This is a genomic window from Candidatus Binatia bacterium (genome assembly GCA_036493895.1).
Taxonomy (GTDB): domain Bacteria; phylum Desulfobacterota; class Binatia; order UBA1149; family CAITLU01; genus DATNBU01.
Genome location: DASXOZ010000070.1, coordinates 275,743 through 298,250 on the forward strand (window position 1 = coordinate 275,743; position 22,508 = coordinate 298,250).

At 68.5% G+C, this 22,508-nt stretch carries 22 protein-coding genes and 1 pseudogene; 15 read left to right on the top strand and 8 right to left on the bottom strand.

Features of this window, described 5'->3' with window-relative positions:
- Positions 1–12 precede the first annotated feature (12 nt).
- The 12 genes from gspC to gspN are packed head-to-tail and all read left to right on the top strand — an operon-like array spanning position 13 to position 12,316.
- Complete coding sequence (gene gspC, locus VGK20_16585) at positions 13–969, top strand: type II secretion system protein GspC (protein ID HEY2775660.1); 957 nt, start codon at positions 13–15, stop codon at positions 967–969.
- Entirely contained in the window at positions 966–3,302 is a 2,337-nt protein-coding gene (gspD, locus tag VGK20_16590; protein ID HEY2775661.1) for a type II secretion system secretin GspD, read from the top strand. Before gspC ends, gspD begins: the two co-directional genes overlap by 4 nt.
- Positions 3,299–4,882, top strand: coding sequence for a type II secretion system ATPase GspE (gene gspE, locus VGK20_16595; protein HEY2775662.1), 1,584 nt, complete (start codon positions 3,299–3,301; stop codon positions 4,880–4,882). Before gspD ends, gspE begins: the two co-directional genes overlap by 4 nt.
- 4 nt (positions 4,883–4,886) lie before the next feature.
- A complete protein-coding gene (locus VGK20_16600; GenBank protein HEY2775663.1) occupies positions 4,887–6,095 on the top strand; it encodes a type II secretion system F family protein in 1,209 nt (402 codons plus the stop codon).
- A gap of 48 nt (positions 6,096–6,143) precedes the next feature.
- On the top strand, positions 6,144–6,569 hold the full coding sequence (gene gspG, locus VGK20_16605; GenBank protein ID HEY2775664.1) for a type II secretion system major pseudopilin GspG: 426 nt from the start codon (positions 6,144–6,146) through the stop codon (positions 6,567–6,569).
- A gap of 35 nt (positions 6,570–6,604) precedes the next feature.
- Positions 6,605–7,237 (top strand): GspH/FimT family pseudopilin, encoded by a 633-nt coding sequence (locus VGK20_16610; protein ID HEY2775665.1) that lies wholly within the window; start codon positions 6,605–6,607, stop codon positions 7,235–7,237.
- Positions 7,234–7,659, top strand: a complete 426-nt coding sequence (locus VGK20_16615; GenBank protein ID HEY2775666.1) for a prepilin-type N-terminal cleavage/methylation domain-containing protein — start codon at positions 7,234–7,236, stop codon at positions 7,657–7,659. Before VGK20_16610 ends, VGK20_16615 begins: the two co-directional genes overlap by 4 nt.
- Entirely contained in the window at positions 7,656–8,471 is an 816-nt protein-coding gene (locus tag VGK20_16620) for a prepilin-type N-terminal cleavage/methylation domain-containing protein (protein ID HEY2775667.1), read from the top strand. Before VGK20_16615 ends, VGK20_16620 begins: the two co-directional genes overlap by 4 nt.
- On the top strand, positions 8,468–9,541 hold the full coding sequence (gene gspK, locus VGK20_16625) for a type II secretion system minor pseudopilin GspK (GenBank protein HEY2775668.1): 1,074 nt from the start codon (positions 8,468–8,470) through the stop codon (positions 9,539–9,541). The genes VGK20_16620 and gspK overlap by 4 nt, the downstream gene beginning before the upstream one ends.
- A complete protein-coding gene (locus VGK20_16630) occupies positions 9,541–10,944 on the top strand; it encodes a hypothetical protein (GenBank protein ID HEY2775669.1) in 1,404 nt (467 codons plus the stop codon). Before gspK ends, VGK20_16630 begins: the two co-directional genes overlap by 1 nt.
- Entirely contained in the window at positions 10,941–11,495 is a 555-nt protein-coding gene (gspM, locus tag VGK20_16635; GenBank protein ID HEY2775670.1) for a type II secretion system protein GspM, read from the top strand. The genes VGK20_16630 and gspM overlap by 4 nt, the downstream gene beginning before the upstream one ends.
- 11 nt (positions 11,496–11,506) lie before the next feature.
- Entirely contained in the window at positions 11,507–12,316 is an 810-nt protein-coding gene (gspN, locus tag VGK20_16640; GenBank protein ID HEY2775671.1) for a type II secretion system protein GspN, read from the top strand.
- Here gspN and lpxC read toward each other — a convergent pair.
- From lpxC to ruvC, 5 genes and pseudogenes are all read right to left on the bottom strand, one after another.
- Positions 12,289–13,602, bottom strand: a complete 1,314-nt coding sequence (lpxC, locus tag VGK20_16645) for a UDP-3-O-acyl-N-acetylglucosamine deacetylase (protein ID HEY2775672.1) — start codon at positions 13,600–13,602, stop codon at positions 12,289–12,291. The two genes, gspN and lpxC, sit on opposite strands and share 28 nt — an antisense overlap.
- A gap of 2 nt (positions 13,603–13,604) precedes the next feature.
- A complete protein-coding gene (locus tag VGK20_16650; protein HEY2775673.1) occupies positions 13,605–15,923 on the bottom strand; it encodes an ATP-binding protein in 2,319 nt (772 codons plus the stop codon).
- A 12-nt stretch (positions 15,924–15,935) separates the two neighbouring features.
- A pseudogene (ruvB, locus tag VGK20_16655) lies at positions 15,936–16,916 on the bottom strand (Holliday junction branch migration DNA helicase RuvB).
- Positions 16,917–17,010: 94 nt separating this feature from the next.
- Positions 17,011–17,595, bottom strand: a complete 585-nt coding sequence (gene ruvA, locus VGK20_16660; GenBank protein ID HEY2775674.1) for a Holliday junction branch migration protein RuvA — start codon at positions 17,593–17,595, stop codon at positions 17,011–17,013.
- Positions 17,592–18,137, bottom strand: coding sequence for a crossover junction endodeoxyribonuclease RuvC (ruvC, locus tag VGK20_16665; protein ID HEY2775675.1), 546 nt, complete (start codon positions 18,135–18,137; stop codon positions 17,592–17,594). Before ruvC ends, ruvA begins: the two co-directional genes overlap by 4 nt.
- 553 nt (positions 18,138–18,690) lie before the next feature.
- Between ruvC and VGK20_16670 the strand changes: the two genes are divergently transcribed.
- Positions 18,691–19,455: a septal ring lytic transglycosylase RlpA family protein gene (locus VGK20_16670; GenBank protein ID HEY2775676.1), complete on the top strand. Its 765-nt coding sequence runs from the start codon at positions 18,691–18,693 to the stop codon at positions 19,453–19,455.
- 28 nt (positions 19,456–19,483) lie between these two features.
- Here the strand turns inward: VGK20_16670 and cutA are convergent, their stop codons facing one another.
- From cutA to VGK20_16685, 3 genes are read right to left on the bottom strand one after another with little or no spacing between them, the layout of a single operon-like run.
- Entirely contained in the window at positions 19,484–19,858 is a 375-nt protein-coding gene (cutA, locus tag VGK20_16675; protein ID HEY2775677.1) for a divalent-cation tolerance protein CutA, read from the bottom strand.
- Entirely contained in the window at positions 19,851–20,939 is a 1,089-nt protein-coding gene (locus tag VGK20_16680) for a hypothetical protein (protein ID HEY2775678.1), read from the bottom strand. The genes cutA and VGK20_16680 overlap by 8 nt, the downstream gene beginning before the upstream one ends.
- On the bottom strand, positions 20,912–21,631 hold the full coding sequence (locus VGK20_16685) for a TIGR04282 family arsenosugar biosynthesis glycosyltransferase (protein ID HEY2775679.1): 720 nt from the start codon (positions 21,629–21,631) through the stop codon (positions 20,912–20,914). The genes VGK20_16680 and VGK20_16685 overlap by 28 nt, the downstream gene beginning before the upstream one ends.
- A gap of 251 nt (positions 21,632–21,882) precedes the next feature.
- Here VGK20_16685 and rplU point away from each other — a divergent pair, with 251 nt between their 5' ends.
- The gene (gene rplU / locus VGK20_16690; protein ID HEY2775680.1) at positions 21,883–22,194 is read left to right on the top strand and encodes a 50S ribosomal protein L21; all 312 of its coding nucleotides are present in this window, start codon (positions 21,883–21,885) and stop codon (positions 22,192–22,194) included.
- A gap of 27 nt (positions 22,195–22,221) precedes the next feature.
- Positions 22,222–22,500 carry a 50S ribosomal protein L27 gene (rpmA, locus tag VGK20_16695; GenBank protein ID HEY2775681.1) on the top strand — a complete coding sequence of 93 codons (279 nt, stop codon included), beginning with the start codon at positions 22,222–22,224 and terminating at the stop codon, positions 22,498–22,500.
- Positions 22,501–22,508 lie beyond the last annotated feature (8 nt).

Consider the following 22,508-nt stretch of genomic DNA (forward strand, 5'->3'; position numbering starts at 1 on the left):
ACGCTCCGCGCGGTGTTGCGCCGCGCGGGCCTGGGTCAGGCACTGAAGGCCCTCCATTACTGCCTGATCGTGCTGGCAGCGTGGGCGGCTGCTGTCGTGGTCGTCAAGCTGGCGACCATCGACCTGCATCCCCGGCTGGCGGCTACGCAGAAGGCGGAGGATCCTCTTGCGGGCCAGCCCCACACCAGGCGTGGCGCCGACGATGCGGAGATCCTCAAACGCAACATTTTCGGCGCCGCCGACGTCGACGTGGCTTCCGACGACGGTCAGGCCGCCGGCGCTGGCAGCGTCGACTTGAGACTTCGCGGAGTCGCCTCTTCCCACGGCTCGTGGTTCGCAGTGTTCGAGAACACGGGCAGCGGAGAGCAGAATGTCTTCGCGATCGGTGAGAAGGTGTTCGAGGGACCGAAGCTGGTCTCGGTGGACACCGGCGGTGCCGACGTGCTCCAGAAGGGCAAGAAGCGGCGCTACGAGATCATCGAGGACCAGGACGAGGCGGCCGCCGACTCTGCGAAGGATTCGAAGAAGGGCGCCCACCAGGCCATGAAGCATGCCGGTCCCGAAAGGCCGAAGGACCTCAAGGGCAAGGGCAAGGAAAAAGACAAGGGCGGTCACAAGGACGACACGGCCGGTGTCAAGAAGACCGGCGAGGGCGCCTACCTCGTCGATCGACGCGAGATCGAGCACGTCGTGTCGAACCTGAACGAGGTGATCACCGAAGTGCGCGCCGTGCCCGTGCTCGACGGCGGCAAGAGCTCGGGTTTCAAGCTCTTCAACATTCGCCGCGGCTCGATCTTCGACAAGATCGGGTTGCTGGATGGAGACATCGTGCAACGAGTCAATGACACCGAGCTTACCGATCCGTCCAAGGCCGTCGGCCTGCTCGAGGACGTCCAGTCGATGAGCCAGATCCGCGTCGGATTCGTCCGCGGCGGAAAGCTGCACACCCAGACGTACACCATCCGATGAGAGCCAGGGCCGCCGCATTCGCGCTCGCCCTTGCCTGCACGCTGGTGCCGGCTGCGCTCGCGCTCGCCCAGTCGACCGACGCGGAGCTTCCCGTCCCCACCGACAAGAACGCCATCGTGATGAACTTCGAGAACGTCGACCTGACGGCGTTCATCCGCTTCATCAGCAAGGTCACCGGACGCAACATCGTCTTCGGCGACAAGATCGAGGGCACGGTCTCGGTGGTCTCGCCGACACCGGTCAACTCCGAACAGGCCTTCGCGATGTTCCAGTCGGTGCTGGCCACGCAGGGCCTGACGACGGTCGACGAAGGCGCCGTGATGCGCATCGTGTCGATCAAGGAAGCGCGCACGTCGGGCTCGTCGGTCGAGAACCCCGAGCGGCCCGCGGCAGGCTTTACGACCAAGCTGATCCCGCTTCGCTACGTCAACTCGGGCGACATCGCGCACGTGCTGGCTCCGCAGATCTCCAAGGACGGCTCCATCGTTCCCTACGAGGGCACCAACACCGTCATCGTCAGCGACACCGCGAGCAACCTGGCGCGCATCACCGAGATGATCCGCGTGATGGACATCCCCGGCCACGAGCAGGTGATCGCGGTGATTCCGCTCAAGCACGCCGAGTCGGTGCGCACCGCCGAGCAGATCATCGACCTGCTGATCGGACCGAGCGGAGGTGGCGGCGGCGGCGGCCGGCGCCGCGGCGGCAGCAGCAGCAGCAACAGCAGCAACAAGGAAGAGAAGGAGTCGAACAGCTCCACGCCGACCTCGCAGCTCGGCTTCAAGATCACGCCGGACGAACGCACGAACTCTCTGGTCGTCATGGCGCCGCCCGCCGAGATGGCGCGCATCAAGGCGCTGGCGGCGGGGCTGGACCAGGAGATCCGTCCCGGCGAGGAACGGGTTCACGTCTACTATTCGAAGAACGCCGACGCCGAGAACCTGGTCGAGGTGGTCTCCGGAATGCTGCTCGGCTCGAAGAAGGGCGGCGGACGCGCGCAGAAGGGATCGTCGAACAAGAAGGACGACCTGACGTCGTGGCCGACGTCAAATAACTCGTCGAACTCGAGCATGCTTCAGACGAGCATGTCGCAGAACCCCGCATCCTCCACTCCCCCGTCGGCCTCCGACGAGAACGTCTCGATCACCGCCGACCTCGCGACCAACGCCGTCATCGTCAACGGCCCGAACAACGAGTGGAGGACGATCCTGTCGCTGCTCGAGAAGCTCGACATCCCGCGTCCGCAGGTGTTCATCGAGGCGATCATCATCGAGGCCTCGGCGACCAAGGCCAAGGCCCTCGGCTTCGACTACCAGTCGGTGATCAGCGCCGGCAGCGGCAACATCCTGCTGCGCTCGAACATCGCCGACCTCGCCTCCGCGTTCATCAACCCGCTCGCGCTCGGCGGCCTGGTCGCCGCTGCCGCGAGCGACAAGCAGGTGCAGCTGCCCGACGGAACCGAGATCCCGGCCAACTACGCGCTGCTGCAGGCACTGAACCAGACCGACAACGTCGAAGTGCTGTCGGCCCCCACTCTGCTGACCCTCGACAACCAGGAAGCCGAGATCGTCGTCGGCCAGAACATCCCGTTCGTCACCGGCCGCGCCTCCGACCTGGCCAAGATCGAGAACGTCTTCACGCAGGTCGAGAGGCAGAACGTCGGCGTCAAGCTGCGCGTCAAGCCCCAGGTCGCCGAAGGCGACATCGTCGTGCTCGACGTGCAGCAGGAAGTCTCGGCAGTGGTCCACACGCCCCAGACCGACTCCCAGGCCACGAGCGTCGGGCCCACGACGACGATCCGCTCGGCGACGACCACGGTGAGCGTCGGCGACGGCCGCACCATCGTGATCGGCGGCCTGATCAGCAATCGCGACGAGAGCGCCGACAACCGCCTGCCGCTGCTCGGCGACATTCCGTGGATCGGGCGCCTGTTCCAGCAGAAGTCCAAGCAGAACGAGAAGGTGAACCTGATCATCTTCCTGACGCCGCACGTGATCCGCAGCCCTCGCGATCTCGATTTCGTCAGCCGCGACCGCCGCGACCTGTTCCGCGCGCAGATGCAGCACCCCGAGACCCCGCTTCCCGGCGACCAGCCGCACGCCGGCGTCGACGCCACCGAAGTCTCCGACATCACCAGCCGCGAAGAGCGGAACAACGAGCACGAGCTCGAAGCGGCCCATCACCGCGCGGCGGCGCCCGCTGCGGCGCAGGCTTCCGACCGGGCCGCCACGAAGACCACGACCAAATCGACGACGGTCACGAAGACGACCGCGACGGCGAAGCCCGCTGAGGCGCCGCCCGCGCCGCCTCCGGATCCTCCACTTCAGCAATGAGCGCCAGCGCCGTCATCCCGGCGCACGCCGCCGCCCAGGAACAGGCCACCCGGCTGGGGCTCGCGTACGCCGAAGGCATCGATCCGTTGGCAATCGCGCCGGAAGTTCTCGCGCGAGTGACGATGCAGCAGTGCCGGCGCGGCCGCGTGCTGCCGGTCGCGCTCGAAGACGGGCGGCTGGTGGTCGCGACGTCCGATCCCCTCCGCATCGGTCCGCTCGACGACCTGCGCGTCGTGTACGGCGTCGAGATCGATCCCGTCGTCGTGCCCGAAGCCGCGCTGCTCGAAGCGGTCAACCGTGCATTCGATCTTGCCGCCGACGCGGCCGCCGACGTCGTCAGCGACCTCGGCGGCGGATCGCTTGCCGACAAGGCAGCCGAGCTCAGCGACGCCCCGGACCTGCTCGAAGCCGAAGATGCCGCGCCGGTGATCCGCCTGGTCAACTCGCTGATCTACCAGGCGGCCAAGGACGGCGCGTCCGACATCCATATCGAGCCGTTCGAACGCAACAGCTCGATCCGTTTCCGCATCGACGGGATCATGAACGAAGTGCTCACTCCGCCTCGCCGCCTGCACGCAGCCGTGGTCTCGCGAATCAAGGTGATGGCGCGCATGAACATCGCCGAGAAGCGCCTGCCCCAGGACGGAGGCATCCGCACGCGCGTCGCCGGGCGCGAGCTCGACATCCGCGTGTCGACGGTGCCGACGGCTTTCGGCGAGCGTGTCGTGTTGCGACTTCTCGACCGCAGCACGACGCTGCTCGGCCTCGAGGAAAGCGGAATTTCGGGCGACAACCTCGTGGCGCTGCGGCGCCTGATCCGCCAGAGCCACGGGATCGTGCTGGTGACCGGCCCGACCGGAAGCGGCAAGACGACGACGCTCTACGCGGCGCTGTCGGAAATCAATTCGCCCGACCGCAACATCATCACGATCGAGGATCCGATCGAGTACCAGCTTCGCGGCATCGGCCAGATCCAGGTCAACCCGAAGATCGACCTCTCGTTCGCGAGCGGACTTCGCTCGGTGCTGCGCCAGGATCCCGACGTCATCATGGTCGGCGAAATCCGCGACGCCGAAACTGCGCGCATTGCGATCCAGGCCGCCCTGACCGGCCACCTCGTGTTCAGCACGCTGCACACCAACGATTCGTTCAGCGCGATCACGCGCCTTCTCGACATGGGCATCGAGCCCTTCCTCGTCTCGTCCTCGGTGATCGGCATCGCCGCGCAGCGCCTCGTGCGCCGGCTATGTCCTTCGTGCGCGGCGGCAGCCGACCGCCGCGATCCGACGATGATCGAGCTCGGCCTCACGTCCGACCTGCAGGGATCGAGGTCGCCGGGCAGCGGCTGCGATGCATGCCGCGGCAGCGGCTACCGCGGCCGGCTTGCCGTCTGCGAACTCCTCGTGACCGACGACGAGCTTCGCACCGGCATCATGGAACGCACCGACGCCTCCACTCTCCAGGGCCGTGCCATCGCCCGGGGCATGAAGACGATGCGCGACGACGGCGCCGCCAAGGTGCGCGCCGGCCTGACCTCTGCGTCCGAAGTACTGCGCGTGACGACCGAGGAAGCCGAGTAGCCTCGTGCCGTCGTTCCGCTACAGCGGCGTCTCCGCAAGCGGGCGCAGCGTCGGCGGCGTCGTCGAGGCCGACAACCCGCGCAGCGCGCGCGCGACGCTCCGCGAGCGCAACGTCTTTGCGACCAGCGTCACCGAGGTCAAGGCGGAAGCGGGTGCGCGCGGCTGGACGCTGCGCCGCGGAGTCAGCACCTCCGAGCTCGCGCAGGCGCTGCGCCAGCTCGCGACGCTCCTGCGTGCAGGTGTTCCTCTCGACGAAGCAGTCGATGCGCTCCGGCGCCGGCGCGGAGGCGCCGCGCTCGGCGAAGCGCTCGAGGCCGTGCGCACGCGCATCCGCGAAGGCGCGTCGCTGGCGGCGGCGATGGCCGATCATCCGACGGTCTTTCCGTCGATCTACACCGGCATGGTCGAGGCCGGCGAGGCCAGCGGCGCCCTGGACGCCGTGCTCGAGCGCATCGCCGCACACGCCGAGGCCCAGTCGCGGCTGCGCTCGCGTCTGATCGGCGCGATGACCTACCCGGCGCTGCTTTCGTCGGTCGGTGCGGCGATCGTCATTTTCCTGCTGGCCTACGTCGTTCCCCAGGTGACGCGCATCTTCGCCGAGCGAAAGCAGACGCTGCCGCTGCCGACCCGCATGCTGATGGGGATCGGCGATTTCCTTGCCCACTACGGGTTGCTGCTGATCCCGCTCGGTGTGCTTCTCGCGCTCGGCCTTCGCCGCGCGCTGACGAGGCCGCAATCCAGGCAGCGCCTGGAGACGCTCTTCTACCGCGTGCCGGTTCTCGGGACCGCTGCCCGCGACATCGCGGTCGCACGCTTCGCGCAGACGCTCGCTACGCTCGTCGGAGGCGGACTTCCCCTCGTCGAGAGCCTGCGGGTAGCGCGCGGGTCTTCGGGCAGCCTGGTGCTGTCGGAGACGCTGGCTGCGGCCGAGACTTCGGTCTTCGAAGGGGGCTCGCTGGCGTCGTGCATGGCGGCCAGCCCGCTGTTCGACCCCGTTGTCGTGGACATGGTCGCGGTGGGCGAGCGCAGCGGAGACCTCGACGGCATGCTCACGCACGCTGCCGCCGCCATTGAAGAACAGGTGCGACTGCGCGTCGATCGGATGGCCGACATGCTGGGCCCGATCACGACGCTCGCGATGGCGGGCGTGGTGCTGTTCGTGATGCTCGCCATCATGCTGCCGATCTTTGATATGAATCGCCTCGTGCACTAGCCGGATGCCGGCGAACGACGAGCACGGCGAAGGCCGGGAGACACCCCATTGAAAAAGGCGAACCGACAGAAGGGCTTCACACTGATCGAGATCCTCGTGGTCGTACTGATCCTCGGCCTGCTGATCTCCATCGCAGCGCCGAAGCTGATCGGACGTACCGACGACGCAAAGGTGGTCAAGGCGCGGGCCGACATCGCGGCGATCTCGCAGGCTCTCAACCTCTACAAGCTCGACTCGGGCAACTACCCGAACTCCGACCAGGGCCTGGACGCCCTGGCCGAGAAGCCTTCCCGCGGCGACGTGCCCCGCAACTGGCGCGAAGGCGGCTACCTCGACAAGGTGCCGGTCGATCCCTGGGACGGGCCGTATCTGTACGCGAGCGACGGTCGCACTTTCGTGCTGCGGAGCCTCGGCGCCGACGGCAAGGAAGGCGGCGACGGCTACGACGCCGACATCGATTCGCGCGACAACTGACGAATCCGGGTGATCGGATACGGATTTTCCGCGGGATGTCGCTTAGCAGGTCACAGGTACCGGGACTGCGCGGGAAGTCGGGAGAGGTACAGGCGGCGCGCGATACCTGCTGCGATTCGCGTAACGTAGCTGCAGCGAAAGTCGAGCCCGTTCCCTCCGGGTTCACGCTGCTCGAGGTCACGCTGGTACTTCTGATCATGGCGATGCTCGTGACGGTGGCGGTTCCGCTGCTGCCGAGCGTAGGGCGCACCCGCCTCGAAGCCGCCGCCGACCGGCTCGCGACGACGATGACGTACCTTGCCGACGAAGCCTCCCTGAGCGGCCGCATCTATCGCCTCACCATCGACATCGACGATTCGCACTGGGACGTTGCCGCGCTGGCGCCGTATGCGGCCACGGACGGCACGGCCGCACTCCCCGAGTTCCACGAGGATCCGGACGATCCCCTGGCAAAATCGACCGACCTTCCGCCCGACGTGACCATCGACGCGGTGATCGACACCAACGGAGAGACCTCGGCCGGCAGCCGCGCGATCTGGTTCCTGCCCGAAGGCCTTCCCGAAAGCGTGCGCGTTCGCTTCGGCGAAAGCGGCGGCGCGACGACGACGGTGCTGCTCGATGCGACGCGCGAGGCCGCCTGGCGCGAAGAGACGGAGGAGCCCCAATGACGCGGCCCCGCCAGCGCGGCTTCACGCTGCTCGAGGTGCTGATCGCGACCGCGATCCTCGGCATCGCGATCGTCACGCTGCTCGGCCTGCACGCGCGCAACCTCGCGCTCGCCGCCGAAGCCGAGCAGTTGACGGTGGCCGGCACCCTGGCCAGCGATGTGCTCGCGCTGGCCCAGCTCGATCCTGAAATCGAGGAAGGCACGCTGCGCGGGACGTTCGCGCCCACGCGCGAGCAGTCGGACGGACAGGCGGTGATCTACGGCGGCGCGATGTCGGACCGTTACGTGTGGACGCGCGACGTGACGCCGACCGCGCTCGAGACACTCAAGCAGGTGCGCGTGCGCGTCTCGCTCGCCGGCGACGAGGACCACTCGCTCGCCGAGCTCTGGGCGGCTCTGCACGTGCAGGTGCAGCCGCAGTGACGCCCGTTCCGGTGCATGCGGCGGCGAGCCCCGCCTCGCACGAGCCGCAACGCGGCATGACGCTGCTCGAGCTTCTCGTCGCGCTGGCGATCTTCGCGATCGTCGGCGCCGCGCTCTTCCCGGTGATCAACGGGACGCTGTCGAGCCGCCGCGACGCCGTCGCGCGGCTGTCGCTCGACAACCAGGCGCGCGTGCTGGTCGACCGGCTCGAGCACGACATGGCCGGCAACTGGGACGACGGCATCCGCGGCCCGCTTCCTCCGCGCTTCCTCGCGCCGGAATCGGGCGGTCGCGACGTGCGCAGCGAGCGCACTTTGCTGGAGACGACGACGCTGATCGCGCGCGGAGTGACGCCCGTCGATGCGTTCATCGCCGGCGAGGACGTCGCGACGCTTTTCGTGGACCGCGGCGACCAGGCCGACGTGCTGTGGAGCTATGATTCGTCGGGACGGCTGCTGCGCCAGGAAGTGCGCCCACCCCAGGCGCTGCCGGTGGACTGGACGACGGTACCCGCCGAGGTGATGAGCGAAGGAGCCGACGTCGTGCTCGAGTTCTACGAAGTGGGCACCTGGCTCGACTTCTGGGATTCCACCGAGACCGGACCTCATCACAACAAGGCGCCGGTCGCCGTAAGGACGACGGTGACGCTGGACGCGACGGGGCCGGCCACGGCGCCGCTCGAGCTCGTCTCGACGATCGTTCTTCCCGTGGTCGCGTCGGCGCCCGATTTCCAGCAGGCAAGCAGCAACCCGAACAACAATCCCGCCGGAGCGCACAAGACCACCGGCACCTCCACGGGCACGAAGAAATGACGCGGGCATCGCACATGGGAGCTCGCGGCCGCCGAGGCGAGCGCGGCGTCGCGCTGCTGCTGGCGCTGCTGACGATGGTGCTGATGACGGTCGTCGTCATCGAGTTCACGACGTCGAGCCAGGTCGAATACCGGCGCTCGGCGATGTGGGTTGCCGGCCGGCGCGCGGCGGCCGTCGCCGACAGTGGAGTGATGCTGGCCGGGGAAGTGCTGCATGCCGACTTCCAGCTCGGTATGACCGACTCGTTCCAGGACATCTGGGCCCGCGAGCTTCCGCCGATCGAAACCGGGGCCGGCCTGCTGACCGTGCGCATCGAGGACGAGCAGGGCAAGATCAACCTGAACAACCTCGGCGCCGGCACCAGGACGCGGGTTCGCGACCAGATCGAATCGCTGTTCGACAAGCTCGGCCTCGACCGCACGCTGGTCTCTCCGCTGGCCGACTGGATCGACTCGAACCACGAGCCGGAGTCGGGGCCTCTCGGCGCGGAAGACGCGTGGTACGCGAGCGTGAAGCCTCCGTACGCACCACGCAACGGACCGCTGCGAAGCTACGCGGAGCTGGCGCTGGTGCGCGGCTTCACGCCGGCGATCCTGACCAAGCTGCGCCATTTCGTCTCGGTGCTGCCCGAGACGACGACCAAGGTGAACGTGAACACGGCTTCCGCGGAAGTGCTGAGGTCGATCGACCCGAAGATGGACGACGAGTCGCTGGTCGAAAAGCTGATCGCGGCCCGCACGGCCGTCCCTTTCACGAGCTCGGACGGGCTGAGGACGACGGGCGGGCTCGAAGCGATTCCGAAAGCGGACCTCGACCGCCTGTTCAGTTTCTCGAGCGACTGGTTCCGGGTGAGGAGCACCGGCGCCGCCGGCGACGCCATGCGTTCGAGCGAAGCGCTACTGCACCGCGACAACGGCGTTTCGACCATCGTCTATTTGCTCCCGCGCCGCGGACCGAACATCGTCGGTGTCGACGGCTCGGCCCCGACCGGCATTACCGATGCCGCGCTGGCGGGCCAGGGCCCCGGCGGCTCACAGAACCTCACCGGGCAAGGCCCGGGCTTGCGATAATGAGCAGCACGACCCTGACCATCTCGATCCACTCCGGTCGTGCCACCGGCGCCGTCATCGAGTCGAGCATCGGCTCGATGCACGTGGGCGAAGTGTTCGACGTGGCGTTCGAGGACGGGGAAACGCCGGTACTGCCGGTGGCCGGCCCGTTCGACCGCGTCGTTGCGACCATCGAGGCGGAAGCCGCGGCGTTCCGCGTGCTGACACTCCCTTTCCGCGACCGCCGCCGCGCTGCCCAGGCCGTCGGCCCCGCGCTCGAAGAGCACGTCCCTTACGATCTCGACGACGGGGTCCTCGCGTGGGATTTCGCCGGCCCGGCGCCGGGCTCCGCCGCAGGTGCGACGGTGCTTGCCGCGATCGTCGACAGCGCGCGCATCGAGCAGGCCCGGCAGCGGCTTGCCGGCGCCGGCATCGAGGCCGCGCCCGAGCGCCTGCTGTGGGCTCCTTCGGTGATTCTTGCGGCGTACCGCCGCGCCGTCGGAGAGGACGCGACGTTCACCGCGGTCGACGCCGGTCCGGGCGGCGCAGTCATCGCGAGCTTCGATGCGGGGCGCCTCTGCGCTCTTCGCGTCGTCGCGCCCTGCGACGAGGAGCTGCTCTCGCGCAACATCTCGTGGTCGCTGGCAACGATCGGCGCCGACGAGGCGCGCATCGTGGTCGGCGGCACTTCGGCATCGCGCGTTTCGCGCTCCCTTGCCGCACGCCACGCAGGCGCGCACATCGAGGAGCTCCCGGCAAATTGCCCGGTCGAAGGCCTCGGTGCCCGAGACTGGCGAAGCGACACCACGCTCGTCGGCCTGCTGCTGACGGCCAGCGGCGAAGGAATCGCGCCGCTTCTCGATTTTGCCGCGGAGGCATCTTCGCTGTTCGGCCTCGCGATCGTTCGCGACCTCCAGGACGAGGCACGGCCGCTCGTTCGATGGGCAGCGGCCGCGCTGGTGCTCGGCATCGTCGCCATCGGCATCGACTACGTGCAGCTGTTCGCCGAGCGAAGGGAGCTTGCCGCGCGCGCCGAGCAGATCTACTCGGCGGCGATGCCGTCGCCGAGCGGCGGAAGCGCGCGCAAGCTCAAGATGGAGATGCGCCTGAAGGAGCTCAACGCGAAGGCCGAGGCGGCTGCCCACGGCGGTGCCGCATCGCCGCTGACGCTGCTTTCGGCTCTTTCGCGCGACGTGCCGAAAGACCTCGACGTCGTCGTCGATTCGGTGGACCACGCTCCGGCTGCGTCCAAGGTCACCGGCCACGCCGGCTCCTTTGAAAGCGTCACCAAGATGCAGGAGGCCCTGCAGAAGGGCGGCGCGTTCTCGCGCGTCGAGGTCAAGGACGTGCACGCGGCCGTGACCGGCGGCGGCGTCGATTTCCTGCTCGAGCTCGGCAGCACGGCGCGGGAGGGCGGCACGTGAGCTCCGTGCCGCACCAGGCCCAGCTCCTTCTGGCGCGCCTGAGCCCTCGCGAGCAGAGGCTCGTCGCGATCTTCGGCAGCCTTCTCGCCGTCGTCATGGCCTGGTCGTTCGTCGTCTCCCCGTTCCTCGGCGGGCGCGATTCGGTGCGCCGCGACATCGCGACTCTTCGCGGCGAGCTCGGCGATCTCGAAACGCTGGCGCGGCAGATCCATGCAAGCGAGACCGATATGCCGAAGACCGGCGCGCCGGCAGCGGCAGCGGCCGATTTCTCGGTATTGGCGTTCGTGCAGAAGGCCACCGGTGCCACGCTGCGCGCGGAGTCGGTTGCATCGATGAGCCCGGCGCGGCGCGCTCTCGATCCCGGTCACCAGGAGAGCAGCGTCGAGTTGAAGCTCTCGTCGGTCACGCTCGGGGAGATCGTCGCGCTGCTGCGCGCGATCGAAGGGGAGCAGAGCCCGGTCTACGTCAAGCAGTTCTCGGTCAAGAAGCGCTATGACGACGCCTCCCACTTCGACGCGAGCCTGACCGCAGCCGCCGTGCTCCCGTCCTGAATCCACCTGCGATGCGGTTTCTGCTGTTCGTCATCGCTTTCGCCATCGGCGTGTTGCTGATGGCGCCGCTCGACCGCTGGCTGCTGCCGCTGCTCAGGACTCCACTGGCTGCCGGCGGCGTCGATCTTCGCGTCGACACGCTGCGATTCGCGCTTCCTTTCGGGGTCAAGGCCACCGGCGTCGGCCTCGAAATGGACCTGGGAAGCCTCGACCTCGACTGGCTGTACTTCGGGATCACGCGCAGCTTCGAGGCCGAAGGCTGCGGCGGCCACATCGGCGGCAGCGTCGACGGCAGCTCGATTGCGGTGAACGTCTCGGGCGTGGATCTTTCGCGCTGCCTGCACATCGGCAAGCTCGAGGTCCAGAGCACGGTGGACGGCTCGGTCGAAGTGGAAGGATTCGATCCGCTGCGGCCTCTTCTCGGCGCGACCACCGGCGCGAAGATCGACCTCACGTCGGGCGCCGGCGTCTTTCGCGGAACGCTGGTGCACGCTGCGGCCGACGGCAGCGACCTTCCGCTCGGCGAATGGGAATTCAGCGACCTCGTGCTGCGCGCGTCGTTCAGCAAGGGCGCCCTGACCGTGCAGGAGGGACATGCGAAGGCGAGCGGCGTCCAATGGGAGCTTCTCGGCGCCAACCTCCAGCATCCGGACGCCAAGGGCGGCCTGCGCGTCGATCTTCGCGCGCGAGCAGTCGAGGACAACCCGCGCTCGCGAGCGATGATTTCGATGATGCCGAGGAGCCGCGCCGACGCCGACGGTTGGCACAACTACCGGGTCGTCGGAACGCTCTCTCAGCCGCGCGTGATCGGGCTGGAGTAACGCCCTCCGGCCTTCATCAGCTCGCGTATCCGCTTCACCATCGCGACGTTGTGCGAGTGCCCGGTCTTGCGCGCATGGATCTCGGCGCGCAGCGGCGCGCCGAGCAGGTAGAAGTCGCCGAGAATGTCGAGGATCTTGTGGCGTGCGAGCTCCTCGGGAAAACGCAGCGTCGTGTTCACGACGCCCTGCTCGCCGATCAGGATGAAGTTGCCGAGCTGCCCACCCTGCCCCAGCCCCGCACTCTCGAGCGCACGGATCTCGTCGACGAAGCCGAAGGTGCGGGCCGGGGCGATCTCGTGGCGGAAGTCCAGCGCATCGCGCATCGTGAAGACGTACGTCTGGTCGCCGATCGGCGGCGGATACGAAAGCTCGTACGTGACTCGCAAGCCGTCGTAAGGCCGCACCGACAGGAACTGGCCCGGCGCCGGGTCCATGCGCAGCTCGTCGGCCAGCTCGATCGACGTGATCGTCGCGTCCTGCTCGTCGATGCCGGCCTGCTCGAGCAGCTCGCACAGCTCGACCGCCGAGCCGTCGAGGATCGGAACTTCGCCTTCGATCTTCACGAGCAGGTTCGTGATTCCGTACGCGTGTAGCGTTGCCATCAAGTGCTCGACCGTGCGCACCGCCAGGCCCTTCTTGAAGAGCGTCGTGGCATAGCCCGTCGACTCGACGTTGCCGACGTCGGCCTCGACCTCGCCGGCCCCCGAGACGCTGCTGAAGACGATGCCGCTGCCCGGCGGCAACGGCTGCAGGATGATCCCGGTGCGCGCACCGCTGTGAAGACCGAGCCCCGCGCCGACGACGGCGCGCGCCACCGTGCGCTGGCGCACTTCGCGGCCGGCCAGGATCGAGCCGGCGCTGCCGCGAAAGCGCGCGTCGCCCGAAGCGGCGTCGCTCTCGGCAGCTCCCGCCTCGCCGGGCCTCGCGCGGTGCAGGGCCCCGGAGATGGCCTCGAGCAGGCCCTCGATCGAGAACGGTTTTTCCATGAAGCCGATGGCGCCGAGCTTGGTGGCGCGCACGGCGGTCTCGATGTTTCCGTGCCCGGAGATCACGATGACCGGAAGATCCGCGTGGCCCTGGCGCAAGTGTTCGAGCACCTGGATGCCGTCCATTCCGGGAAGCCAGACGTCGAGAAGAACGAGGTCGGGCCTTTCTTCGCCGGCGCGCACCAGGGCCTCGTCCCCGTCGGCCGCGTAGCGCACGCGAAACCCTTCGTCGCGCAGCACGGCGCCGATGCTGTCGCGCACGCCGGAGTCGTCGTCGACGATGAGGATGCTTTCGTCCATGGTCAGGCGCGATGCTGCGCGTGCGTCGCAGGAAACTCAATCACGAAGCGGGTGCCGCGCGGATCGTTGGCGCGAACCCTGAGGTAGGCGTGATGGTCGGCGGCCATCGACGCGACAATGGCCAGACCGAGGCCGGTCCCCTCGGGCTTGGTCGAGAAATACGGCTCGAAGATGCGCGCCCTCACTTCGCGCGAGATGCCGGCCCCGGTGTCGGCCACCTCGAGGATCACGCGCGAGAGCGTCGGGTCGAAGCGCGTCGACACGTCGATGCGGCGCGGCTCGTCGGGCATCGCGCGCACGGCGGCGATCGCGTTCTCGACGAGGTTGGTCAGCGCACGTCGCACGGCGTCGCGATCCAGTCGCGCGGGCGGCAGGGAATCGGCCGCGTGGAATTGCACGGGGATGTCGGGATGCGACTGGCGGTACAGCGGCAGCGCTTCTTCGACGATGGGATTCAAGTCCTGCGGCGCCTTGTCGCCGCCGCCCATGCGCGCAAACTGCGAGAACTCGTTGACGAGCCTCTTGAGCCCGTCGACCTCGGCAACGATCGTCGAGACCGATTCGCGCACGACGTCGGCTTCGCCGCCGGAGAGCCGCCCGGAAAGCCGCCGCTCCAGGCGCTGCGCCGAAAGCTGAATCGGCGTCAGTGGATTCTTGATCTCGTGGGCAATGCGGCGCGCGACCTCGTGCCAGGCTTCCATGCGCTGTACCTGCTGGATCTGCGAGACGTCCTCGAAGAACAGCACGGTGCCGGAGACCGTATTGCCGCGGCGCAGGTTCGTCGCGGTCACGACCAGCGTGCGATCCTCGTCGCGACGAAAGTTGACGCCGCTGCCGGCCTCGCGCTGTCCGGCGCGCACGTCGCGCAGCAAGGAGACGACCTCGGGGATGCGCGCTTCTTCGAACACCGTCTCGGCGACGCGGCCGATCACGGCTTCCTCGCGCAGCCCCAGCATCGCCAGCGCCGCGGGATTGATCGTGCCGACGCGGCCGTCGGCGCCGATCGAGACGACGCCGGCGCCGATGTTCGCGAGCACGTTCTCGATGTACGCGCGCCGCTCGTCGAGGGCTTCGCGGCCGCGCGCGAGCTGGGCGATCATCGTGTTGAAACCTCGCACCAGCGTGGCGACCTCGTCGCCGCCCTCCTCCGGCAGCGCGACGTCGAGGCGACCGGAGGCGACGTCGCGGGTGGCCTCGGCCAGGCGCCCGATCGGCTCGGTGACGCCGCGGGCAAGGTACAGGCCCAGCCACGTCGCGGAAAACACGACGACGAAGGACGCCAGCAGCAGCGTGACGAGGTAGAGGTTCTTGAACGGCTGCTTGCTCAGCGTCAGGCGGCGAAATTCGCGGAAGGAATTGAGGATCTGGGAGCTCCAGGCGCGCGGGCTCTCGGCCACCGTCGTGTCGACGATCACGATCGCCGCGATCTTGCCGTCGCGGCTCGGCACGCTGGCGGCCCCGCGGATCACGTCGGTCGCGCCTTCGGTGTCCACGCGGGTCGGCGACTGCCCGTGGCGCACCGAGTCGACCATTTCGGCGTCCGAAGGACTGCGCTCACCGACGGTCTCGGCGCCGCGGAACATGCGTACCAGGGAGGCCCCGGTCGGATCGAGCACCTCCACCGTGGCAAGGCCGTGGATGCGCTGCTCGTCGGCGATGCGCTGCTTGAGGGCAGGCAGCGCCGACGGCGCGAGCAGGTCGCGCGAGGCGATGTCGGCCGCGAGCGCGTTGGCGTGCGCCACCGCCTGCTCGGCGGTCGAGCGATAGTAGATGCGCGCCAGGCTGTAGGCGTCGTCGAGCGATTCTTCGACCTCGCGCCCGAGCCAGTCGTCGATCCCGTTGCTGACGAACTCGTACGACACGATCACCATCACCGTGGCCGGGAACAGCGCGATGACGACGAACGCGAGCACCAGGCGCGAGCGCAGGTGGCTTCCCATCGTGCCGCGGCGCCTCTCGAGCACGAGGCGCAACAGGTTGCGGACGACGAAGAACGCCATCAGCAGCAGCAGGACGACGTTGAGGTTGATCAGGAGGAACGAGAAGACGTTGCCTCCTCCCTGGCGCGACTCGGGTCCGCCGGTTCCCCAGATTCCGAACGCGGCGACGGCAAGGCCGGCGAGCAGGACGATGAAGCTCTCGCGGCGCCGGCGCGTCACTTCGGCGCTGCGACGGGCTTCGGCTGCGGCGACGCGCGCTTCTTCACCGAAACGCTGCGCGTCGCCCGCTTCTTCTGCGGGATTGCGCGACCGGCGCGCCTCTGCCCCACGGGCATCGCGCGCCTGCCGGGCGCCTGGCGTTTCGTCGTTTGTCAGCGCCATGGCATGGCCGCTTCAGTCGAACAGCGAGCGCTGGGTTCGCGACGGCTCCTTGCCGAGGTGGGACCAGGCGCGCGCGGTCGCGACCCGGCCCCGCGGCGTCTTCTGCACGAACCCGCAGCGGATGAGGTAGGGCTCGTGCACTTCTTCGAGCGTACCGGCGTCCTCGCCGAGCGCGGCGGCCAGCGTGTCGATGCCCACCGGACCGCCCTCGAAGGTTTCGACGAGCGCGGCGAGCAGGCGCCGGTCCATCGAATCGAAGCCTGCCTGGTCGACGCCGAGAAGCTCGAGGCCGGCGGCGGCCACGTCCCCCGTGATTCGGCCGGATGCCTTCACCTCCGCGTAGTCGCGAAGACGGCGCAGCAGGCGGTTGGCCACGCGAGGAGTGCCGCGGGCGCGACATGCGACCAGGGCCGCTGCCGGTTCGTCGATCACGACCGACAGCCGCTGCGCCGAGCGCCGCACGATCTCGGCCAGCTCATCCTCGCTGTAGAACTCGAGCACGAAGGTGTTGCCGAAGCGCGAGCGAAGGGGAGAGCTGAGCATTCCCGAGCGCGTCGTCGCACCGACCAGCGTGAAGCGCTGCAGCGCGAGCGAGATCGAGCGCGCCGACGGACCTTCGCCGATCACGAGGTCGATCCGGTAATCCTCCATGGCCGGATAGAGGATCTCCTCGATCGCTTTGCCGAGGCGGTGGATCTCGTCGATGAACAGCACGTCGCCGCGTTCGAGCGACGTGAGGATGGCCGCGAGGTCTCCCGTCTTCTCGATCACGGGACCGCTCGTCGGATGCAGGCGCCCGCCCATCGCGCGCGCGACGATGTACGCAAGCGACGTCTTGCCCAGTCCCGGCGGTCCGACCAGCAGCAGGTGGTCGAGGCATTCGCCGCGTGCCGTGGCGGCACGAATGGCGATGTCGAGGTTGCGGCGCACCGCCGCCTGTCCGACGTAATCGTCGAGACTCTGGGGCCTCAGGCTCTGCTCGGCGGCGGGCTCGTCGCCAAAACTGCGGCGGTCGGGCGCGAGCGGATCGTCGTCCGTCAATGCGCCCGCTGCGCCGCTGCCCGGTTTTGCCGCTTCCATGGTGTCGTCAGTGCGCGACGCTGCGTACCAGGCTTGCCAGCGCGGTGCGCAGCACTTCCTCGAGCCCGTTGGCAGAGGATGCCGCCTGGCGCACGGCCTTCTCCGCCTCGCCGCGCTTGTAGCCCAATCCGACCAGCGCCGACACCGCGTCGTCGTCGACCGCACTGCCCGGCGCCGACGGCGGCGCCGCGCCGTCGAGCTTGCCGCGAAGGTCGATGAGGATGCGCTCGGCGGTCTTGCGACCGATGCCGGGAATGGCCGTCAGCCGCTTGACGTTGTCGCCGGAGACGGCCGCGGCAAGCTCGCCGACCGAAATTCCCGACAGCACGGCCAGCGCCATGCGCGGACCGATGCCGGAGACCGACCGCAGCAGCTGGAAGGCGTTCTTCTCTGCCAGCGTCGAGAACGCGAACAGCTCCAGCGCGTTCTCGCGCAGCACGGTAACGACCTCGAGCTGGACGTTCTGGCCGAGCGCCGGCAGCGACGTGAACGTCTGCAGCGAGATCAGCGCCTGGTAGCCGACGCCGCCGGCTTCGACGAGCACTTCGCCGGGAAGGCGCAGCGCCAGCGTGCCGCGCAGGCGACCGATCATCCGCGCACGGTCCGCCAGCTTCGACCGCGAAGCCGGCTCAGGCCCCGCAGCGAAACGGAATCGGCGACGCGGGACTGGAACGCGCCGGACAGGCCGTGGCACAGGGCGGCGGCCAGGGCGTCGGCGGCATCGGGCATCGGCAGCTCGGGCAGCGACAGCAGTCTTTGCACGGCCATCTGCACCTGCAGTTTCTCGGCTCTCCCGTAACCCACGACGGCCTTCTTGATCATCATCGGCGTGTATTCGGCGACGCCGAGGCCGGCGGCGGCGGCAGCGGCCATCGCGACGCCCCGGGCCTCGCCGAGGCGGAAGGCGCTCTGGACGTTGCGGGCGACGAAGTTGCGCTCGAGGCTGAACGCGTCGGGTTTGAGCGATTCGATCACGTCGATGAGGGCGCGGTGGATGACGAGAAGCCGGTCGCAGACCGCCCCTCGTCCGGCATCGATCACGCCGGAGCCGAGGTGCTCGAGGCGCGGCCCGGTGAGCTCCACGACGGCCCAGCCGCAGCGCACGGTGCCCGGATCGACGCCAAGAACGCGCAAGCTTCCTCCTTACCTGTCCCTTCGTGCGGTCACTGCCGCCGCCGAGTGCCAGTAGCGCGCTTCGGCTGGCCGGCGGCTCCCGGTATGCCGGCCGCCGCTGTCCGGCCCGACGGCATCCTGAAGCTCCGGCCGTCCGCTGGACGGCCTGCCGCCGTCCCCGGAGCCTCGTTGCGCACAGGATCCCTGCCGCGAGCGGCGGTACGGAGCCCGTTGCCAAGCCGAAGGGCCTTTGGCAGCATACCTTTGATTTTCAACAACTTATCGTGGCGTGTGTCACTACCACCACATCCGTCGGGCCCGTTCCACGACGCCGGACCTTCGCCTCTTTTTTGCATCGATACCACAGGGTCGGGCGCCTGTAAAAGCTTGGTCAGGGTTGCACGACCGTTCAGTATCCGCTCTTCTATCCGGGCCGGCGCGGCTCGTGCCGCCCGGCACCGAGCCCCGCGGACACCAAGGAACCTGCGGGCCAGCACGGGACGGACGTCGGGAGGGCCATTCCAGTTTGGCCGGCGACACCCGCGGGAACGCACCCACGGAAGACAAAACAACTATGCGTGAACAATCTCTCTGGGCCGTATGGCTCCCGGCGCTGGCCTTGACGGCCGGCTGTGCCGCCTCCACGTACCCGCTCAACCCCCTCGGACCGCAGATCGCGGCCGAGACCGCGGTTGCTGCCCAGAAGCCGTCGTACCTCGAGAAACCGGGCGGCCCCGTGCTGGCGGACTTCCACCAGAAAGGAAGCTGCTCCTGGTACGGCTCCCAGTTCCACGGGCGCCACACCTCCAACGGCGAAGTCTTCGACAAGAACGCCCTGACTGCCGCCCACCCCACCCTCCCGTTCGGCAGCGAAGTCGAAGTGACCGACATCGAAAGCGGCAAGAAAGTCACGGTGCGCATCAACGACCGCGGTCCCTTCGCTCCCGGTCGCATCCTCGACCTCTCGTACGCAGCCGCCAGCTCGCTCGACATCGTGAACAAGGGCGTGGCCGACGTCGCGCTTCGCCTCGTCGACATCGACGACACGCTCTCGACGCCGCCCACCGCATGGGCCCTCGAAGTCGCGTCGTTCTCGAACAAGATCGACGCGAATCATTTCATCGAAGGACTCAGCGCCGACCAGCGCACCGCCGGCATCTACTACGTCAAGGGTCCGGACAGGCAGGCCGGCGACTACCGCGTTCGCTTCGGGCCGTTCACCTGCGAGGAAAGCGCGAAGTCGGCGGCCAGCAAGTTGAAGAACGTCGGCTTCCGCCCTTCGCTGCTGCGCGAGCAACTCTCGCGCAACCAGGCGGCAACCTCTTCCGTCCTCCGCTGAGTGTTGCAATCGCGGGCCGCGTTGCCCGCTACCCCACCGAATCTCCCGGCTCACCGCACGCTGCGAGCAGCCATGTCCTGTAGCGCTCTTCGACGTGGTCGGCGGCAATCGCGATGACCTCGGGGCACGAGTAGCGATGCAGCTCCAGGATGCGCTGCTGCAGAGCCGCAAGCCGCGATCTCGCCGTCTTGATCACGAGAAGAACTTCGGCGTCGTCGCGAATTGCCGAAGCATCGTGCGTCGATGTCTCGCCTTCGTCCCACCGATAGACAGAGCGCACTGCCGTGCGTGTCACGCACGCGGCGAGCCCCTCGCCGACCAGCGCCATCGAAAGAGCGCGGGCGGATTCTTCATCGGCGGTCGTCGTCAGCACGACGACTGCAGCGGCGGCGGCGTCACTCATGGGACTCCTGGACCGGCATCGCGTCTCGCTCCTGCTCCCTTTCTCTTTCGCGGCGCGCGCGGCGGCTCCACTGCGCGGCGAGCTGGTCGTAGTTCGGCAGCGGCGGCGCGTCGTCGCGCATCGGCATGGGCGAGCGGCCGCGCCGCGCGCGCCAGCGCACGTAGCCGCGCAGAAAGACGCTGCCGGGCGCAACCGGCTCCATCAGCTCGGCCTGGACCAGCGCTTTTCGCGCGAGCGTCAGGTGCTCCCGCCGCAGGCGCGGCCAGCGCCGCGCCGTGGATTCGAATGCGACTCGCACCAGGTCCGGTCCGGCATCGCTGGCGGCCGCGACCTCGACGACACCGTGCGCGTCCAGGTTGCCGAGCGAGTGCAGGATCAGCGCGCATTCGAGGTAGCTGTCGAACCAGTAGAGCCTTTCGCCGAACGCCTCGAGCTCGCCGGCCGGCCGGCGACGGGCCCTCAGGATGCAGATCGCGCGCACGCGGCGGCGCGGCCCCGTGCGATGCAAGGCGTCGCGGATCGACTGCAGGTAAGCGGCGTCCTGCACGCCGACTTTCTCGAGGACCTGCTCGAGGTGCGCCCACGAGATGCGTCCCTCGCAGATGTCGGCGTACAGCGAGTACACCAGAGCGTCGGACTCCCAGTCGTCGCCGAACAGCAGCTCTTCCCCGTCACGGCGACCGGCGCGCACACTCTGCATCAGCTCGCTCAGCTTGAAGCCGACGTGCTCGCGCAGCGCCTCGAAGTGGCCGCGCAGCAGGTGGTGCATCTGGTTCTTGAAACGGATCTCGTCGATCTCGATTCCGTCGAGCGACAGTTTCTCCCGGATCGCGCCGCCGATCTGCGGCGGGGAGGCCGTCACGAAATTGACCGACGTCGTCATGCCGCGCGAGGTGTTGCTGCGGCGCAGCGCCTTGACGAGCGCAGCCACGCCGGGAAGCGCCCGCTTGTCGCGCGCCCGCTCGAACGGGATGCGCAGCAGGCCTCGCAACGATTCGGTGTCCGTATCGAGGTAGGTCTTGTCGAGATCCCAGCGCTGTACGGTGTGCTTGCTCAGAACCGGACTCCTTCGCTTCTCCACTTCTCCAGCAGGCGGGCTGTCGCAGGCGCGACCTGCCCGCCCCGGTCGCTGAGACGGGCGGCGAGTCTGCCGAGTGCAGCGGCATCGTCAACGTCTTCCCACTGCGCGAGCACCTCGAAGCTTGCCCCGGCCCTCTCCAGGGACCGCGTCGTCGCGGCCAGCACCCCCGCGCTGCTCCATGGCGCGTCGATCGCGAACAGGGCCGGCACGCGGCGCCGCGCGCCGACGGCGACGTAGCCACCGTCGCGGGCGGGTACGAGCACGCAGTCGGTCGCCTGGAGCACGTCGAACGCTCTTTCGATGGCCTCGTCGGGCAGGTCGGGCACGTCGGCGCCGACGAGGAGGGTCGGCGATCCATCTGCATCCGTCCCGCGCGCGATCAGGCGTTCCATGCGTGCGCCGAGGTCCCCGCCGCCCTGGTGCTCGAAACAGACTCCGAGGCGCCTGGCTTCGTCGGCGAGGCTCCGTGCAGCGAAGGGCTGCGAACCGTTGCCGGCAGTTGCGGACTGGGCGGCGAAGTCGGCCGCGCTCCGACCGTCGTCGATCGCAAGGCGAAGCTCGAAGGACCGCCGCGACGAGAGCCTCTGCAGGAGGTCGTGCGCGAACGCCGAGGCCAGCGCGCTGGCCTGGCCGTGGTCCAGAGGCGGGCAGAGACGCGTCTTGACGCGCCCGGGCTCGGGCGCTTTCGCCATCAGGTACAAGATGCCACGGCTGCCCCCGGAGCCCATCCCGTCAGCACTCGCACGCCTGGTTTTTCTCGGCAATCGCGGCGGGTCGGCCATGCGGGCGGCCGCCGCCTTGCGGGGCCGCCGCCGGCCGCTTTGCAGGGCCGCCGCCGGCCGCTTTGCGGGGCCGCCGCCGGCCACCTTGCAGGGTGCGCGGTGCCGCGTTGACATGACGCCCTGCTCCGGTAAGGATCGCCGGCTTTCGAGGGAAAAAGACCATGTCTTATGCGGTGATCCGAACCGGCGGCAAGCAGTACCGCGTCAGCCCAGGGCTGCGCCTGACCATCGAGAAACTGGCCGGCGAGCCGGGCCAGGAAGTCGAGTTCGGCGAAGTGCTCCTTCGCGGCGACGGCGACCAGGTCCAGGTCGGCGCGCCCCTGGTCGAAGGCGCGGCCGTGCGCGGCGTCATCATCGTCCAGGACCGGGGCCCGCGAATCCTCGTTTTCAAGAAGAAGCGCCGCAAGAACTACCGGCGCCGCATGGGGCATCGTCAATACGAGACCACCGTGCAGATCACTTCGATCGACTGACCCGTTCCCGGAACTGGAGAGAACGCGATGGCGCACAAGAAAGGCCAGGGAAGCAGCAAGAACGGTCGCGACAGCCGCGGCCAGCGTCGTGGCGTCAAGAAGTTCGGCGGCCAGATCGTGGTTGCCGGCAACATCATCGTGCGCCAGCTCGGCACCCGTGTGCACCCCGGCACCGGAGTCGGCATGGGCCGCGACTTCACGCTGTTCGCTCTCGTCAATGGCGTCGTCAAGTACGAGACCTTCGGAAAAGGCGGCAAGACGCGAGCCTGCGTAGTAGGCCTATCGCCGAACCCGACGGCGGGCTGATCCCCCTC

What these genes read in the sequence shown, in the direction of transcription:
- VGK20_16670 (HEY2775676.1), top strand. Translation starts at nt 18,691, where the DNA reads ATGCGTGAACAATCTCTCTGGGCCGTATGGCTCCCGGCGCTGGCCTTG.
- VGK20_16630 (HEY2775669.1), top strand. Translation starts at nt 9,541, where the DNA reads ATGAGCAGCACGACCCTGACCATCTCGATCCACTCCGGTCGTGCCACC.
- lpxC (HEY2775672.1), bottom strand. Translation starts at nt 13,602, where the DNA reads ATGGACGAAAGCATCCTCATCGTCGACGACGACTCCGGCGTGCGCGAC.
- rplU (HEY2775680.1), top strand. Translation starts at nt 21,883, where the DNA reads ATGTCTTATGCGGTGATCCGAACCGGCGGCAAGCAGTACCGCGTCAGC.
- gspK (HEY2775668.1), top strand. Translation starts at nt 8,468, where the DNA reads ATGACGCGGGCATCGCACATGGGAGCTCGCGGCCGCCGAGGCGAGCGC.
- VGK20_16610 (HEY2775665.1), top strand. Translation starts at nt 6,605, where the DNA reads ATGTCGCTTAGCAGGTCACAGGTACCGGGACTGCGCGGGAAGTCGGGA.
- gspN (HEY2775671.1), top strand. Translation starts at nt 11,507, where the DNA reads ATGCGGTTTCTGCTGTTCGTCATCGCTTTCGCCATCGGCGTGTTGCTG.
- rpmA (HEY2775681.1), top strand. Translation starts at nt 22,222, where the DNA reads ATGGCGCACAAGAAAGGCCAGGGAAGCAGCAAGAACGGTCGCGACAGC.
- cutA (HEY2775677.1), bottom strand. Translation starts at nt 19,858, where the DNA reads ATGAGTGACGCCGCCGCCGCTGCAGTCGTCGTGCTGACGACGACCGCC.
- VGK20_16650 (HEY2775673.1), bottom strand. Translation starts at nt 15,923, where the DNA reads ATGGCGCTGACAAACGACGAAACGCCAGGCGCCCGGCAGGCGCGCGAT.
- VGK20_16615 (HEY2775666.1), top strand. Translation starts at nt 7,234, where the DNA reads ATGACGCGGCCCCGCCAGCGCGGCTTCACGCTGCTCGAGGTGCTGATC.
- VGK20_16685 (HEY2775679.1), bottom strand. Translation starts at nt 21,631, where the DNA reads ATGGCGAAAGCGCCCGAGCCCGGGCGCGTCAAGACGCGTCTCTGCCCG.
- gspD (HEY2775661.1), top strand. Translation starts at nt 966, where the DNA reads ATGAGAGCCAGGGCCGCCGCATTCGCGCTCGCCCTTGCCTGCACGCTG.
- ruvA (HEY2775674.1), bottom strand. Translation starts at nt 17,595, where the DNA reads ATGATCGGTCGCCTGCGCGGCACGCTGGCGCTGCGCCTTCCCGGCGAA.
- gspE (HEY2775662.1), top strand. Translation starts at nt 3,299, where the DNA reads ATGAGCGCCAGCGCCGTCATCCCGGCGCACGCCGCCGCCCAGGAACAG.